This is a genomic window from Sphaerisporangium sp. TRM90804, assembly GCF_029846175.1.
Lineage (GTDB): Bacteria > Actinomycetota > Actinomycetes > Streptosporangiales > Streptosporangiaceae > Sphaerisporangium.
In genome coordinates, this window is sequence record NZ_JARWAC010000027.1 from 165,049 (window position 1) to 178,792 (window position 13,744).

13 protein-coding genes and 1 riboswitch are annotated in these 13,744 nt (G+C 72.3%); of the genes, 6 read left to right on the forward strand and 7 right to left on the reverse strand.

The features are described from left to right. The first annotated feature begins 52 nt into the window (after window positions 1-52). Window positions 53-697 (forward strand): disulfide bond formation protein DsbA, encoded by a 645-nt coding sequence (locus tag PYR91_RS30380; protein ID WP_279785368.1) that lies wholly within the window; start codon window positions 53-55, stop codon window positions 695-697. Between the two features lie 255 nt (window positions 698-952). Beyond that, the gene (locus PYR91_RS30385; protein WP_279785369.1) at window positions 953-2,359 is read left to right on the forward strand and encodes an aldehyde dehydrogenase family protein; all 1,407 of its coding nucleotides are present in this window, start codon (window positions 953-955) and stop codon (window positions 2,357-2,359) included. Window positions 2,360-2,440: 81 nt separating this feature from the next. Here PYR91_RS30385 and def read toward each other — a convergent pair whose 3' ends face one another. Then, a complete protein-coding gene (gene def, locus PYR91_RS30390; protein ID WP_279785371.1) occupies window positions 2,441-2,929 on the reverse strand; it encodes a peptide deformylase in 489 nt (162 codons plus the stop codon). 154 nt (window positions 2,930-3,083) lie between these two features. Here def and PYR91_RS30395 point away from each other — a divergent pair, with 154 nt between their 5' ends. Together PYR91_RS30395 and PYR91_RS30400 are read left to right on the forward strand one after the other, a co-directional pair. Further along, window positions 3,084-3,557, forward strand: coding sequence for a ribose-5-phosphate isomerase (locus PYR91_RS30395; protein WP_279785373.1), 474 nt, complete (start codon window positions 3,084-3,086; stop codon window positions 3,555-3,557). Between the two features lie 73 nt (window positions 3,558-3,630). Beyond that, window positions 3,631-3,840 (forward strand): hypothetical protein, encoded by a 210-nt coding sequence (locus PYR91_RS30400; protein ID WP_279785375.1) that lies wholly within the window; start codon window positions 3,631-3,633, stop codon window positions 3,838-3,840. A 94-nt stretch (window positions 3,841-3,934) separates the two neighbouring features. Here PYR91_RS30400 and PYR91_RS30405 read toward each other — a convergent pair whose 3' ends face one another. Then, window positions 3,935-5,188, reverse strand: a complete 1,254-nt coding sequence (locus PYR91_RS30405) for a GNAT family N-acetyltransferase (RefSeq protein WP_279785377.1) — start codon at window positions 5,186-5,188, stop codon at window positions 3,935-3,937. A 119-nt stretch (window positions 5,189-5,307) separates the two neighbouring features. On the opposite strand from PYR91_RS30405, the gene PYR91_RS30410 reads away from it, so the two are divergent. Beyond that, window positions 5,308-6,423 carry a PP2C family protein-serine/threonine phosphatase gene (locus tag PYR91_RS30410; RefSeq protein ID WP_279785378.1) on the forward strand — a complete coding sequence of 372 codons (1,116 nt, stop codon included), beginning with the start codon at window positions 5,308-5,310 and terminating at the stop codon, window positions 6,421-6,423. An 18-nt stretch (window positions 6,424-6,441) separates the two neighbouring features. Here the strand turns inward: PYR91_RS30410 and PYR91_RS30415 are convergent, their stop codons facing one another. Continuing rightward, entirely contained in the window at window positions 6,442-7,068 is a 627-nt protein-coding gene (locus PYR91_RS30415) for a response regulator transcription factor (protein ID WP_347943708.1), read from the reverse strand. A 228-nt stretch (window positions 7,069-7,296) separates the two neighbouring features. Between PYR91_RS30415 and PYR91_RS30420 the strand changes: the two genes are divergently transcribed. Then, on the forward strand, window positions 7,297-8,601 hold the full coding sequence (locus PYR91_RS30420) for a site-2 protease family protein (protein ID WP_279785382.1): 1,305 nt from the start codon (window positions 7,297-7,299) through the stop codon (window positions 8,599-8,601). A gap of 203 nt (window positions 8,602-8,804) precedes the next feature. On the opposite strand, the gene PYR91_RS30425 is transcribed toward PYR91_RS30420, so the two are convergent. The 4 genes from PYR91_RS30425 to PYR91_RS30440 form a co-directional block, all read right to left on the reverse strand. Further along, window positions 8,805-9,791 (reverse strand): hypothetical protein, encoded by a 987-nt coding sequence (locus tag PYR91_RS30425; protein WP_279785383.1) that lies wholly within the window; start codon window positions 9,789-9,791, stop codon window positions 8,805-8,807. Further along, window positions 9,779-9,913, reverse strand: a riboswitch (cyclic di-AMP (ydaO/yuaA leader). It overlaps the preceding gene by 13 nt. 64 nt (window positions 9,914-9,977) lie before the next feature. After that, on the reverse strand, window positions 9,978-11,057 hold the full coding sequence (gene galT / locus PYR91_RS30430) for a galactose-1-phosphate uridylyltransferase (protein ID WP_279785384.1): 1,080 nt from the start codon (window positions 11,055-11,057) through the stop codon (window positions 9,978-9,980). Next, the gene (locus PYR91_RS30435) at window positions 11,054-11,854 is read right to left on the reverse strand and encodes a DeoR/GlpR family DNA-binding transcription regulator (protein ID WP_279785386.1); all 801 of its coding nucleotides are present in this window, start codon (window positions 11,852-11,854) and stop codon (window positions 11,054-11,056) included. Before PYR91_RS30435 ends, galT begins: the two co-directional genes overlap by 4 nt. 494 nt (window positions 11,855-12,348) lie before the next feature. Beyond that, the gene (locus tag PYR91_RS30440; protein WP_279785388.1) at window positions 12,349-13,686 is read right to left on the reverse strand and encodes an NAD(P)/FAD-dependent oxidoreductase; all 1,338 of its coding nucleotides are present in this window, start codon (window positions 13,684-13,686) and stop codon (window positions 12,349-12,351) included. Between the last annotated feature and the right edge of the window lie 58 nt (window positions 13,687-13,744).

Sequence of the window (13,744 nt, forward strand, 5' to 3'; positions counted from 1 at the left end):
GGGACGGGTAGGGGTTGCAGCGAGGTGACACCCGCTCGAAACAGGAGCTGTGATGAGCGAACGTACCCCGGTCGACTTCTGGTTCGACCCGTGGTGCCCCTGGGCCTGGATGACCTCCCGCTGGTTGCTGCAGGTGGAGAAGGTGAGGCCCGTCGCGCCCCGCTGGCACGTCATGAGCCTGGTCGTGCTCAACGAGGACAAGGACGTGAGCGACGACTACCGCGCCGGGCTGAACGGCTCGCTGGAGACGCTGCGCGTGCTCCAGGCCGTCGCGCAGAAGTACGGCGGCGCCGCCCTCGGCGAGCTCTACACCCAGATCGGCACCCGTATCCATGATCAAGGGCGTCGCGAGCCGGCTCCCGGCAGCGACGTCGACCCCGGCACGCTGCTGCGCGACCTGATCGCCGAGGCCCTGGAAGCCGCGGGGCTCGACCGGGCGCTGCTGGCCGCGTTCGACTCCGCCGAATACGACGAGGAGATACGCCGGTCGCACGCCGCGGCCATCGACCTGGTCGGCCACGACGTGGGCACCCCGGTGATCGCCGTCGACGGCGTCGCGTTCTTCGGCCCCGTCGTGTCCCCGGCGCCGAAGGGCGAGGACGCCGGCAAGCTCTGGGACGGCGTGCTCCTGGTCGCCCAGACCGACGGGTTCTTCGAGCTGAAGCGCTCCCGCACCCGCGAGCCCGTCTTCGACTGAGCCGCCACGCCCGGGGCGGTCCGCCGGCCCGGACGGGCCGGGGCGGGCGGAACGCCCCGGGCGGGACCGCGCGGCAGCAATCGGGGCCGAGCGCAATCCAGAGGGCCCCGCGCGACGTACTGTCATCGGGAAGGCGACAGGATGCCGGCGATCGCGCGCGGGCCGCGTCCGATCGAGAGCCGTCCCGGGGGTGGGACGGCCGCTCCCGGCGGGGCTCCCGGCCGCCCCGGCGGACCGCGCGCAGGGGATGTGGATATGCGCCATCTTTACGTGCACGGGGGCTGGGTCGCGTCCTCCTCGGGCGAGGCGGTGGACGTGGTCGATCCGGCCACCGAGGAGGTCGTCGACCGCGTGCCCGCCGGCTCGGCCGCCGACGTCGACCGCGCCGTGGCCGCGGCGCGCGCGGCCTTCCCGGCCTGGGCCGCCACGCCCGCCGCCGAGCGCGGCGCCCTGCTGATGGCGGCGGCTGCGCTGCTCAAGGAGCAGGCCGAGCAGGTCGCGCGCACCATCGCGGTCGACATGGGCGCCCCGTACGGCCTGGCGCTGAAGGTGCACACGCTCATGCCCGCCGGGGTGCTCGCCGACCACGCCCGCATGGCCGAAGAGCTCGACGACGCCGGCGAGCGCGCCGGCCGCTCGCTGATCCTGCGCGAGCCGGTCGGCGTCGTCGCGGCCGTCACGCCCTGGAACTACCCCCTGCACCAGGTCGTGTGCAAGGTCGCGCCCGCCCTGGCCGCGGGCTGCACGGTCGTGCTGAAGCCCAGCGAGGTGGCGCCCCTGGCCGCGTACGCGCTGGCCGAGATCCTCCACGAGGTGGGGCTGCCGCCGGGCGTCTTCAACATGGTGAGCGGGTACGGGCCGGTGGTGGGCGAGGCGCTGGCCGCGCATCCCGACGTCGACATGGTGTCCTTCACCGGTTCCACCCGGGCGGGCAGGCGCGTGTCGGCGCTGGCCTCCCACACGATCAAACGCGTCACGCTGGAGCTGGGCGGCAAGTCGGCCAGCGTCGTCCTGCCCGAGGCCGACCTCGACGTCGCGGTGAAGGCCGGGGTGGCCAACGCCTTCGTCAACTCCGGGCAGACCTGCTCGGCCTGGAGCCGCATGCTCGTCCACCGCGACCAGTACGACGACGTGGTCGGCCGGGCCGTGGCCGCCGCGTCGGGCTACACCCTGGGCGGTCCCTTCGACGAAGCCACCCGCCTGGGGCCGCTGGTGTCGGCCGCGCAGCGCGACCGGGTCGTCCGCTACGTCAACCGGGGCCAGGAGGAGGGCGCCCGCCTGGTGGCGGGCGGAGGCGACCGGCCGCTGGAGCGCGGCTACTTCGTGGAGGCCACGGTCTTCGCCGGGGTCGACCCCGGCATGGCCATCGAGCAGGAGGAGATCTTCGGGCCCGTGCTGGCGATCATCCCCTACACCTCGGTCGACCAGGCCGTGGAGATCGCCAACGGCACGCCGTACGGCCTGGCGGGCGCGGTGTGGGCCGGCACCGAGGAGGAGGCCGTCGCCGTGGCGCGGCGGCTGCGCACCGGGCAGGTGGCGGTCAACGGCGGCCGGTTCAACCCCTCGGCGCCCTTCGGCGGCTACAAGCAGTCGGGCAACGGCCGCGAGCTCGGGCGTTTCGGGCTGCAGGAGTATCTGGAGATCAAGTCCCTGCAGTTCTAGGGGCGGCCGGGGACGGCGGGGGCCGGGCGCGGCCGGCCCGCGGCGCGCCGTGGACCGGGCGGGCGGGTGCCCGCGCGCCGGTCAGGGGGCCTGGAGCAGGATCTTGCGCGCGGCGTCCTTGGCGAGGCGGTCGACGTACAGCACCCCGTCGAGGTGGTCGAACTCGTGCTGGAAGCACCGGGCGAGCAGCCCGCGCGCCCGGGTGCGCGTCGGCCGGCCGAGCCGGTCGAAGCCCTCGACGGTGACCCCGGCGGCGCGTGGGGTCTTGGCGAACAGCGGCTTGCCGGTGTCGCGGCCGGGGATCGACAGGCAGCCCTCCTCGTCGAGCACCTCGTCGGCGTCGTCGATGGTGAGCTCGGGGTTGACCACATGCCCCTTGCGCCCGCCCGCGTCGTACACGAACACCCGCTTGGGGACGCCGATCTGCGGTGCGGCCAGGCCGACGCCGTCGGCGGCGCGCATCGAGTCGACCATCTCGTCGATCAGCCGCCGCAGGTCGCGGTCGAACACCGTGACCGGCTCGGCCGGGCTTCGCAGAACCGGGTCGCCGATGACGCGGATCTCGCGCATGAGGCACTCCTGTAAGGGTCGAGATGGCCAACCGCCCGTTACTGTATCGGAATCGCCGCCGGTGGGGACCCCGCTCCGGCGGCCGTCCCGGCGATCGGGCGCACGCGGCGCGGCCGGTTGGACCGCCGTGGCCGCGGGCTGCGAGAATGACCGCGTGCGCGTCTACATCGCCGCCGACCACGCCGGCTACGAACTCAAGAACCACCTGGTGTCCTGGCTCAAGGACCACGGCCACGAGGTCGTCGACGAAGGCCCCTTCGTCCACGACCCCGAGGACGACTACCCGGCCTTCATCCTGCGCGCGGCCGAGGGCGTCGCGAACGACCCCGGCGGCTTCGGCGTGGTGATCGGCGGGTCGGGCAACGGCGAGCAGATCGCCGCCAACAAGGTGCGCGGCGTCCGCGCGGCCCTGGCCTGGAGCGAGGAGACCGCCACGCTGGCCCGCAAGCACAACGACGCCAACGTCATCAGCCTCGGCGCGCGCATGCACTCGGCGCAGGAGGCGACGCGCTTCGTGGAGGCCTTCCTGGGCACCCCGTTCTCCGGCGACGACCGGCACCGGCGCCGCATCGCGCAGATCGGCGCCTACGAGGAGTCCGGCGCGATCCCGCCCCTCCCCGAGGGCTGACCACATGGGCGGCCCCGTCCGGGGCCGTCCGCCGTCTGGCGTGCGGCCGGGTCCCGCGATCTAGACTCCAGGCATGGCACTGCAGAGCTTGCAGATCACGGCGATCACCGCGATGCGGGCGCGCGACGTGTCGCGCCCCACGTCCGACCAGCAGGAGGCCGCCGACCGGCGGCCGCTGCGCGACGAGGCCCCGCGCAAACCCGAGCCGCCCCGCAGGCCCGAGCCCCAGCGCAGGCCCGAGACGCACCGCAAGCCCGAGCCGCGACGCCGCGCGGACGGCTAGCGCCCCGAGAGGGCCGGCGGCGGGCGCCTCCGGGAAGCCGAGCGAAGCGACTCCAAGCCGGTACGCACGACCGGCCGCGCGAGCGCGCGAGCATTCAGAAGATGCGGCCGCCCCACGGCTCGTGCTCCCACCGCATCGCGGCCGACAGCGCCCGCAGCGAGCCGGGGCGGATCTCGCGGACGACGCCCGCGGCCTCGTACGCGCCCAGCGAGCGCCCGCCGAAGTACGCGGCGCCCAGCACACTCACCGGCAGGGCGACGTCGGCCGGGTCGGTCGTGCGGGCGCAGACGGCCCCGGAGGCGTCGGCCGACAGCCGCCAGCGGCCGGTGTTCCACGGGCAGAAGTCGTCCTTGACGTCGATGACGACGTCCACGGGCGCCGAGTACGCGCGCAGCGGCATCGCCCTGTCGACGTCCACCACGCGCCCCCACAGCTCGTCGAACCACGATGAGGTCAGAAGGCGCGACTCGGCCAGCAGATGGACGATCGGGTCGTCCACCGGCCTGCTGTGCGTCACCACCCGCGAGCACAGGTCGCGGTCGAGCAGGTGGCGCCACACCAGCGCGTAGGCGGCGGGGTCGAGGCCGAAGAGTTCGAAGACGCGCAGCTCGCCGTCCGGCAGGTCGTGCTCGGTGAACGACGAGGTGATGCGGAACAGGGCGTACGCCCGCGCGCCGGCGTCGTCCTCGGCGATGACGCAGCGCAGCGAGCTGCCGCCGAAGCGCACGGCCTCCTCGTCGGCGAGCACGGAGTCCCAGCGCTCGGGGGTCCTGGCGTACAGGCCCGGGCGGGTGGGCAGGACGGCGTCGAAGACCTTCTGCAGGTCGGCCCGCGCCGCGCTCGGGCGCACGATGCGCAACCTCAGCGACGGGTCGGCCGGGGCGTCCTTGACGAACCGCGCGCCCCGCGTGGCGATCTTGAACGCCAGCGTGTCGGCGGCCCTGCCGTACCCGAACCGCCCGTAGATCGACGACTCCGAGGCGTACAGCGCCGCCACGGCCTCGCCGCCCTCGTGCAGGTCGGTGAGCTGGCGGCGCATGAGGGAGGACAGGATGCCCCTGCGGGTGTGCGACGGCATGACCCCGACGGCCGACACGCCGCAGACCGGCCTCGGCCCGCCCGGGACGGTCATGGAGAAGCTCAGCCCCGCGACACTGCCGACCAGCAGGTCGCCGTCGAAGGCGCCGATGGCTCTGTCGAACTCCGTCATCGCCTTTATGCGCTCGCCGCGGATCTCGGAGGTGTCGTCTCCGAACGCCTCGTCGTCGAGCGCCAGCCATTGCGGCCACTGCGACTCGTCGATGGGGCGGAGGACGAAGCCGGCTGGGGAGGCGGATTCAGCGTTCACCCTGCCTAAGGTAGGTCCGGGCAAACCGGATCGGCCACCTAATATCCGCGTTTAATGATCAAGGTCTTGGTCAAGTCGGCTGCCCAAAGGGCAGAGGGGCAGATAGAGTCGGGTGCATCATGAGTTCCCGTCCGGCGCCGCTGATCCCCCCGCGGCTCCGCGCGATCCTGGTACGCATTCCGTTCCTGGTGCCGATCGTGCGATTTCTGCGCAGGGGGCCGTTGGCGCGTGACCGGAACCTCCTCATCACGCTGAGCGTGCTCACCCTGCTCCTCGGCGTGCTCGCCGCCCGGGTCTCCACCGAGTGGTTCTCGCCCAGCCTGTTCATCCTGGTGACGCTGGTGGGCGGCCTGCAGCTGCGGCTGCGCAGCCTGGCGGTGCTGCTCGGGGCCGTCTGCGTGGCCCTGGGGTACGTCGCGGTGGTGCTGGGCGTCCGCGACGTCGGGCCGGGCATGCTGGTGACCCTCGGGTTCACGATGGTGCTCGCGCTCCTGATGGCCCGCACCCGCGGCAAGCTCGGCGTGCAGGGGCTGCGCGGCGACGTCATGCTGCTGGAGTTGCGCGACCGGCTCAAGCGCCAGGGCGACCTCCCCGCCCTGCCCAAAGACTGGGGTCACCGGGTCGTGCTCAAGCAGGCCGGCGGCTCCTCCTTCGGCGGCGACTTCCTGGTCTCCACGCGCAACGGCCCGATCCTGGAGGTCGCGCTGGTCGACGTCTCAGGCAAGGGGGTCGACGCCGGCACCAGGGCGCTCATGCTCTCGGGCACCTTCGGCGGGCTGCTCGGCTCGGTCGAGTCGTTCCTGCCCGCGTGCAACGCCTACCTGCACCGCCAGCCCGAGGGGGAGGGGTTCGTCACCGCCGTCCACCTGCGCCTCGACCTGTCCACCGGGGCTTACGTGATCACCTCCGCCGGCCACCCGCCGGTGGTGAAGTTCGACGCCGGACGGGGCACCTGGCAGGTGTCCGCCGCCAAGGGCGTGGTGCTGGGCGTCGTTCCCGACCTGCACTGCGAGCCCGACAGCGGCGTGCTGCGCAGGGGCGACGCCCTCATGCTCTACACCGACGGGCTCATCGAGCAGCCCGGCAGAGACATCGACTCCGGGCTCGACCGGCTGCTGGGCGAGGCCGAGCGGCTCGTGCCGTCGGGATTCCACGACGGCGCCCGCCCGCTGGTGAACTCCATGTCGGCCGGCCACAACGACGACTGCGCGCTCATCCTCATCTGGCGGCCGTAGGCCCCCACCGACGCGTCGTCAGAGCCAGCCGGCTTCGGCGGCGATGCGCACGGCGTCCACCCGGTTGCGCGCCCCGGTCTTGTAGATGATGCGCGAAAGGTGATTTCGGACCGTTCCCACGGACAGATAGAGCTTCGCGGCTATCTCCTTCGAGGAGGCGCCCTGGGCGGCGATGCGAAGCACGTCCAGCTCCCTGGGGGTGAGGGGATTGTCCGCCGACGCGAGCGCGGCGATGGCGAGGTCGGAGTCGACCGCCTTGCGGCCGGCGGCCACCCTGCGTATGCCGTCCGCGAGGTGCTCCGGCGCCACGTCGATGCTGAGGAACCCCAGCGCGTGGGCGGCGAACGCCCGGCGGACCTGGCCGGGGCTGGGCTGCGCCGAAAGCAGCAGCACCTTGCACAGCGGAGCCTGCTCGTGTAGGCGCGCGGCGGCGGTCAGGCCGTCGAGGTCGGGAAGGTCGACGTCGATGACGGCCGCGTCCGGTTCGAGCTCCAGTGCCGCCGGTACGACGTACTCGCCGCAGGCGACGTCGGCGATCACCATGAGATCCTTCTCCCCGTTCAGGGACGCCACCAAGCCTCGCCGTACGAGGGGCAGATGTTCGGCGACCAGGATGCGTATCAAGGTGCTCCCTTGGCTGGGCATTGGGAACAGATCCGACAAATCTTGCTACGCCGACTCATATCCCACGGTGTCTAGATGATTGCTTACCGTCAATGCAGTCTCCCGATTCGGTCCACTGCGCGCAAGTCACTCCTACGACTGGTCGTTGAGACGATTCCGGGGACGGACGGAGCCCGGGCGGAGTTCGGTTAGGCTCGGAGCCGGGCAAAGTAAACGCGTCGCGTCTCTCCGCAGGTGGGGGTAGCACCTATGAGCTGGTTGGTCGTGGCCGGGTTTGTCATCTTCTTCGTCGGGTTGTTGGCCTCGATTGCCTTGCACGAGATCGGCCACTTGGTTCCCGCCAAGTTCTTCGGCGTCAAGGTCACCCAGTACATGGTGGGTTTCGGGCCCACCATGTGGTCCCGGCGCCGCGGCGAAACCGAATACGGTGTGAAATGGATTCCGCTCGGCGGCTACATCCGCATGATCGGCCCGCTGCCCCCCAGGCCTAACGACGACGGCAAGCTGCGCAGCATGTCGACCGGCCCCTGGCAGGGGCTCATCGAGAGCGCGCGGCAGGCCTCGCTGGAGGAGGTCCGCCCCGGCGACGACGACCGCGTCCTGTACCGCAAGCCGTGGTGGCAGCGCGTCGTCATCTTCGTCGGCGGGCCCGCCATGAACTTCCTGCTCGCCTTCGCGCTGTTCGCCGGCGTGCTCATGGGCTTCGGCATCGCGGTGACCAAGCCCGTCGTGGCCTCCGTGAGCCAGTGCGTCATGACCGTGGCCGAGCAGACGAAGGGTCAGAAGTGCACGCCCAGCCACCCGGCCACCCCCGCGGCGCAGGCCAAGCTCCGGGTCAACGACAAGATCGTGTCCTTCGGGGGCAAGCCGGTCGGCTCGTGGGAGGACGCCACGACGCTGATCCGCTCCCACGGCGCCGGCCCGGTCGCCATCGGCATCGTGCGCGACGGCCGCCCGATGACCCTGCACACCACCCTGATCGCCCAAGACCGCCCGTCGGTCGACGACCCCACGAAGCTCGACAAGAACGTCGGCTTCCTCGGCGTGCTCCCCACCAGCGTCGTCGAGAAGCAGAGCCCCGGCTTCGTCGTCGTCTACATGTGGGATCTCACCAAGCGGGCCGCGCAGTCGATCGCGATGTTCCCGCAGCGGCTCGTCGGCGTGTGGCAGGCCTCCTTCGGGGGCGCCGAGCGCGACCTGAACAGCCCGATGAGCGTCGTCGGGGCCGGCCGCATCGGCGGCGAGATCGCCGCGTCGGCCGTGCCGGTGGAGAACAAGATCGTCGGACTGCTCATGCTGCTCGCGGGCGTGAACCTCGCCATCGGCATGTTCAACCTCGTCCCGCTGCTGCCCCTGGACGGCGGCCACATCGCCGGCGCCCTGTGGGAGGGCCTCAAGCGCGGCTTCGCCCGCGTGCGGCGCCGCCCGATGCCCGGCCACGTCGACATCGCCAAGGCGCTGCCGCTCACCTACGCGATGGCGGTCATCCTGCTGGTGATGGGCACGCTGCTGATCTACGCCGACATCGTCAACCCCATCCGCCTGTCGGGCTGAGCCCGCGCGGGCGGCGGCCGTGCACCGTGACACACGGCGAAGGCCGGGCCCGCCCGGGCCCGGCCTTCGCCGCGTCGTGCTCACCTGAGGCTTCCGTCACGCCAGCGCGGGGCGCCGCGCCACCCCCCCCCGGCTCCCTCGCCCGGCGGCAGGCTCTTCCCGCCACGCCCGCGCTGGGTGCCGAGCGCACGCTGGGCGCCGCGCTACATCATCGAGATGTGCACGTGGTCGAAGTGGTTGGCGGTGACGCCGCCGCGGTTCGCCATGGCGCGCCAGCCGGGAAAGCCCATGTTGTAGATGCGCTGGCGGTAGATCACGTACTTCACGCCCAGCTTGCGGCCGTTCTTGATCGTCCAGGCGGCGATCTCGTCGCCGAGCGCCGCCTGCGCGGCCGAGGGCATCGCGCCGCCGGAGCTCAGCATGAAGTCGCAGGCGCGGCCGAGCGGATGCTCTCCGCCGTTCTCGGCCCGATAGCAGCCGACGGGGAAGCGCAGGGAGAAAGCCGCCTTGACCTGCGCCATCATCAACCGCGTACGGGGGGTGATGTTGTCGCTCCCGGTCGGCAGCTCCGGAGCCCAGGCCCCGTTCGCCCTCTTTCCGGGGGCGGTGGGGACCAGATCGTTCAGCCTCTCCTTGATCTCCTCGATCAGCTTCTCGGCGTCGGCCCGGCGGTCGGTGACCTCGACGACGTCGTCACGCAGCCGCGCGGTCACCTCGGCGGCGTCGGCCGCCGCCTTGCTCTTGGCGTCGCGCACCGCCGCGAACCCGGCCACCCGGGCGTTCTGCTCGGCTTGCAGCTGCTGCAGCATGGCGGCGTTGCCGTACCCGGGGGACATGAGCTCGCCGACCATGCCCAGCCCGCCGGCCTGGTAGCGGAGCTGGGCGATGTCGCCGACCTGGGCCTCGGCCGTCGTGTACGCCGATTCGGCGTCGGTCAGGCGCTCTCGCGCCGCCTTCTCGGCCTTCTTGGCCTCGGCGACGGCGACGCGCTTGGTGTTGTACTCGCCGATCAGCTTGTCGATCTTCTTGTTCAGCGACGTGAGCTGAGCCTTGAGCTGCTTCTGGGTGGGTTTGGGGGCGGCGGTCGCCGCCGTCCCGTGGCCGAGCACCAGGCCGGTCGCGGTCAGGACACCGGCGGCCACGAAGGCGCAGCGGGTGGACGTGGGGCGCAGAGCCCTTCTCCTCTCCATCTGCCGACCGGGTTAGCTGACGGGTTCGGGCCGGAGTCGCCCTACCACGATGTGGATTCACCCCAGAACTGATGGGTCCCCGGCTCCCAGGCGGGGCACCTGGGATTTGGCGTACCGTTGGCTACGAACGGTGCTGTGGATAGTAGTGCGAAGGACCGCTTTGTGGCGACTTGTCCTGCGAAAGACCTAAAAATTACCTTCTGAGCGAAGCAGCCGGGCCGCCTCCTCGGGCAGCACGTCGTTGACGAAGGCCCCCATCGCCGACTCCGACCCCGCCAGGAACTTCAGCTTCTCGCGCGCCCGGCGGATGCTGAAGAGCTGCAGATGCAGGTAGGCCAGCTCCCGCCCCTCGCGCACCGGAGCCTGGTGCCAGGCGGCGACGTACGGCATGGGAACGCCGAACAGCCCGTCCAGGCGCCGCAGCACGTCGGTGTAGAGCGGCCCGAAGGCGGCGCGCTCCTCGTCGTCCAGCGCCGCCAGGTCGGGGACCTGACGGTTCAGGTAGACATGCACCTCGAACGGCCACCGGGCCGCCGCCGGGACGAACGCCGTCCAGTGCGCGTTGGAGGCGACCACGCGGGTGCCCGCCTCGCGCTCGGCCGCCAGCACGTCGGCGAACAGGTTGCCCCCGGTGCGCTCGCGGTACCGGCTCGCCGAGGCCAGCATCTGCTTCGTGCGGGGCGTCACGTAGGGGTAGGCGTAGATCTGCCCGTGGGGGTGGGCCAGCGTGATGCCGATCTCGGCGCCCCGGTTCTCGAAGCAGAAGACCTGCTCCACACCCGGCAGCGCCGACAGCTCCGACGTCCGGTCGGCCCAGGCCAGCAGCACCAGGTCGACCTGCTCGGGGGAGAGCGCGGCGAAGGAGGAGTCGTGCCGGGAGGTGAAGCACACCACCTCGCACCGGCCCACCCCCGGCCGCACCTCGCTGAGACCGCCCACGTCGGCGTACTCGCCCGTGTTGAAGCTGAAGGACGGGAAGCGGTTCTCGAAGACCGCGACGTCGTAGTCGCCGGACGGGATCTCGCTCGCCTTGCCCGGGGCCGAGGGGCACAGCGGGCACTGGTCGGCGGGCGGCAGGAACGTGCGGCTCTGCCGGTGCCCGGCCACCGCGACCCACTCGTCCATGAGCGGGTCGTGACGCAGCTCCGAGGCCAGGGGACGCGGCGGCAGGTCACGGGTGTCGGCCGCGCCGCGGTCGGCGTCGTCGCGGCGGTCGAAGTAGATCAGCTCCCGGCCGTCCGCCAGATGGGTGACCGTGCGCTTCACCGGGCCACCGCCGTCGAGGCGCCGGCCGGCTCGGCGAGCAGCAGGGTGCCGACCTGCCCCGACAGCTCGGTCCTGGCCTCCTGGGGCAGGCCGGTGTCGCTGATCAGCACCTGCGCCTCCCCGAGTTCGGCGATCGTGCTGATGCCCACGGTGCCCCACTTGGTGTGGTCGGCGAGCACCACGAGCCGCTGGGCCGCCGCGACCAGCTCGCGGTCGGTCTCCGCCTCCAGGAGGTTGGGCGTGGTGAACCCGGCGCGGGCGTTCATGCCGTGCACGCCCAGCATGAGGGTGTCGACGTTCAGCGACCGCACGGCGGCGGCGGCGATCGGGCCGACCAGCGCGTCCGACGGCGTGCGCACCCCCCCGGTCAGCACGACGGTCTGGTCGGGCCGGCCCGCGCGGTGGAAGACGTCGGCGACCCGCAGGGAGTTGGTGATGACGGTCAGCTCGGGCACGTCCACGAGGTGGTGGGCGAGCGTCCACGTCGTGGTCCCCGCCGAGAGGGCGACGGCGCTGCCCGGCCGTACGAGTTCGGCGGCCCGCCGGGCGATGGCCTCCTTCTCGGCCTGCTGGCGCACGGACTTGGCGGCGAACCCCGGCTCCTCGGTGGACCCCGAGCCGGCGGTCGTCGCGCCGCCGTGCACCTTCTCCACCAGCCCGCGTTCGGCCAGCACCTCCAGGTCGCGGCGTATCGTCATGTCCGAAACCCCGAGCTCGCGCACCAGGTCGGCGACCCGCGCCGCGCCGTTCCTGCGAACGCGCTCCAGGATCGCCTGCCGGCGTTGCTGGGCTAGCATCGTCTCTCCTTCACAGATTCCACCAAATTATGCCATATTCGGACACATTGGTGTTTGAAGGTGGTGGATCGGTGCGCACACCAGTGAGGAGAGCGGCCGGGACACGCGCCCGGGAAGCCGGTCCGTCCAACGAGGCCTTTGGGCCTTGCGGGGGAGGTGCCGCCGGACCACTCTGATGGCTACGGCCTCACCGAAACCTTCACGGGAGGAACGACATCATGGGACGACGCGCACGCAAGGGCAGGGCCCGCAAGAAGAAGTCCGCCAACCACGGCAAGCGCCCCGCCTCCCGCTGAGCCACCCCGCGGCGCGGCCGGCACGACGACCGGCCGGGCCGCGGCCCGAGGCAGGCGCCCATCTCTCGCTGGGCCAGCCCGCGGCGCGAACGGCCGGCCCGGCCTCGGCCCCGAGCGTGACGGCGCGGGCGCCCGGCGGGGCGAGCGGGCCCCACCGGGCACTCACAGGCGCTTTGAGCGCCGTGTGCGGTCAGGTGGTCACTTGAGGCCCTTCAGGGCGTCCTCGACGGCCCTGTGGAACGTCGGGTAGGCGTACAGCATGGTCCTGAGCCGCTCGACGGGCACCCGGGCGTGCACGGCCAGGGTCAGCACGCCGAGCACCTCGCCGGCGTAGGGCCCGACACAGGTGGCGCCCACCAGGGCATGCTCGTCGGCGACCAGCTTGACGAGCCCCTCCGCCCCGTGGATCCAGCCGCGCCCCGACAGGGCTGGAGTCATGGCGGTGCGCACGGTCATGCCCTCCTCGCGCGCCTGCCGCTCGGTCAGGCCGACCGCGCCGACCTCCGGATCGGTGAAGGTGACCCGCGGGATCGCGTGGTACTCGGCGGCCGGACCGTCCTCGCCGAGGATGTCGGCGACCGCCACGGTCGCCTGGTGGATGGCCACGTGGGTGAACGGCCCCTTGCCGGTTACGTCGCCCACCGCCCACACGCCCTCGGCGGCGCGCATGCGCTCGTCCACCTCGACGGCGTTCGCCGACTCGTCCAGGCCGGCCGCGGCCGCGCCGATCGCCGCCAGGTCGCAGCGGCGCCCGGTGGCCACGAGCAGTCTCTCGCCGCGGTGGCTGCCCTCCTCGGTCATGACCGTGAAGGCGGACCCGTGGTGGTCCACCCGGGTGACCTCCGTCCCGGTGGCGACGGTGATCCCGTCGCCGGCGAACAGCTTGGCGAGCAGCTCGCCCGCCTCCGGCTCCTCCTGCGGGAGCAGCGTGCCGGCCGACTCGATCAGGGTGACCCGCGCCCCGAAGCGGGCGTACACCTGCGCCAGCTCGGCGCCGATGGCGCCGCCGCCGAGCACGACCAGCGACTCCGGCACCCGCTCGGTCTCCATCGCGTCGCGGTTGGTCCAGTACGGCGTGCCGGCCAGCCCCGCCACCGGGGGGACGGCGGGCGAGGAGCCCGTGGCGATCACGATGCCGCGGCGGGCCCGCAGCACCCGCGTCCCGACGGTGACCTCCCGCTCCCCGGTGATCCGCCCGCGTCCGCGAACGAGGATCATGCCTTTGCCGACCAGACGGTCGGCCGCGACCTTGTCGTTCCAGAAGTCGGTGGCCTCTTCCCGGATCCGCCTCGCCACGGGCGCCCAGTCGGGCGTCACCGTGGAGTCCCCGGCCATGCCGGGGATGCGCCGCCCCTCCGCGAGCACGTCGGCCGCCCGGATCATCATCTTGGACGGCACGCACCCCCAGTAGGCGCACTCTCCGCCGATCAGCTCGCCCTCGACGCCCGCGACCACCAGCCCGGCTCCCGCGAGCCGCCCGGCGGCCTTCTCACCCCCGGGTCCGAGCCCCAGAACGACGACGTCGACCTCTTCCACATCCGCAGCCATAGGGTGCCACTGCCCCGAGGACCCCACTTCGACACGACGCGAGCAT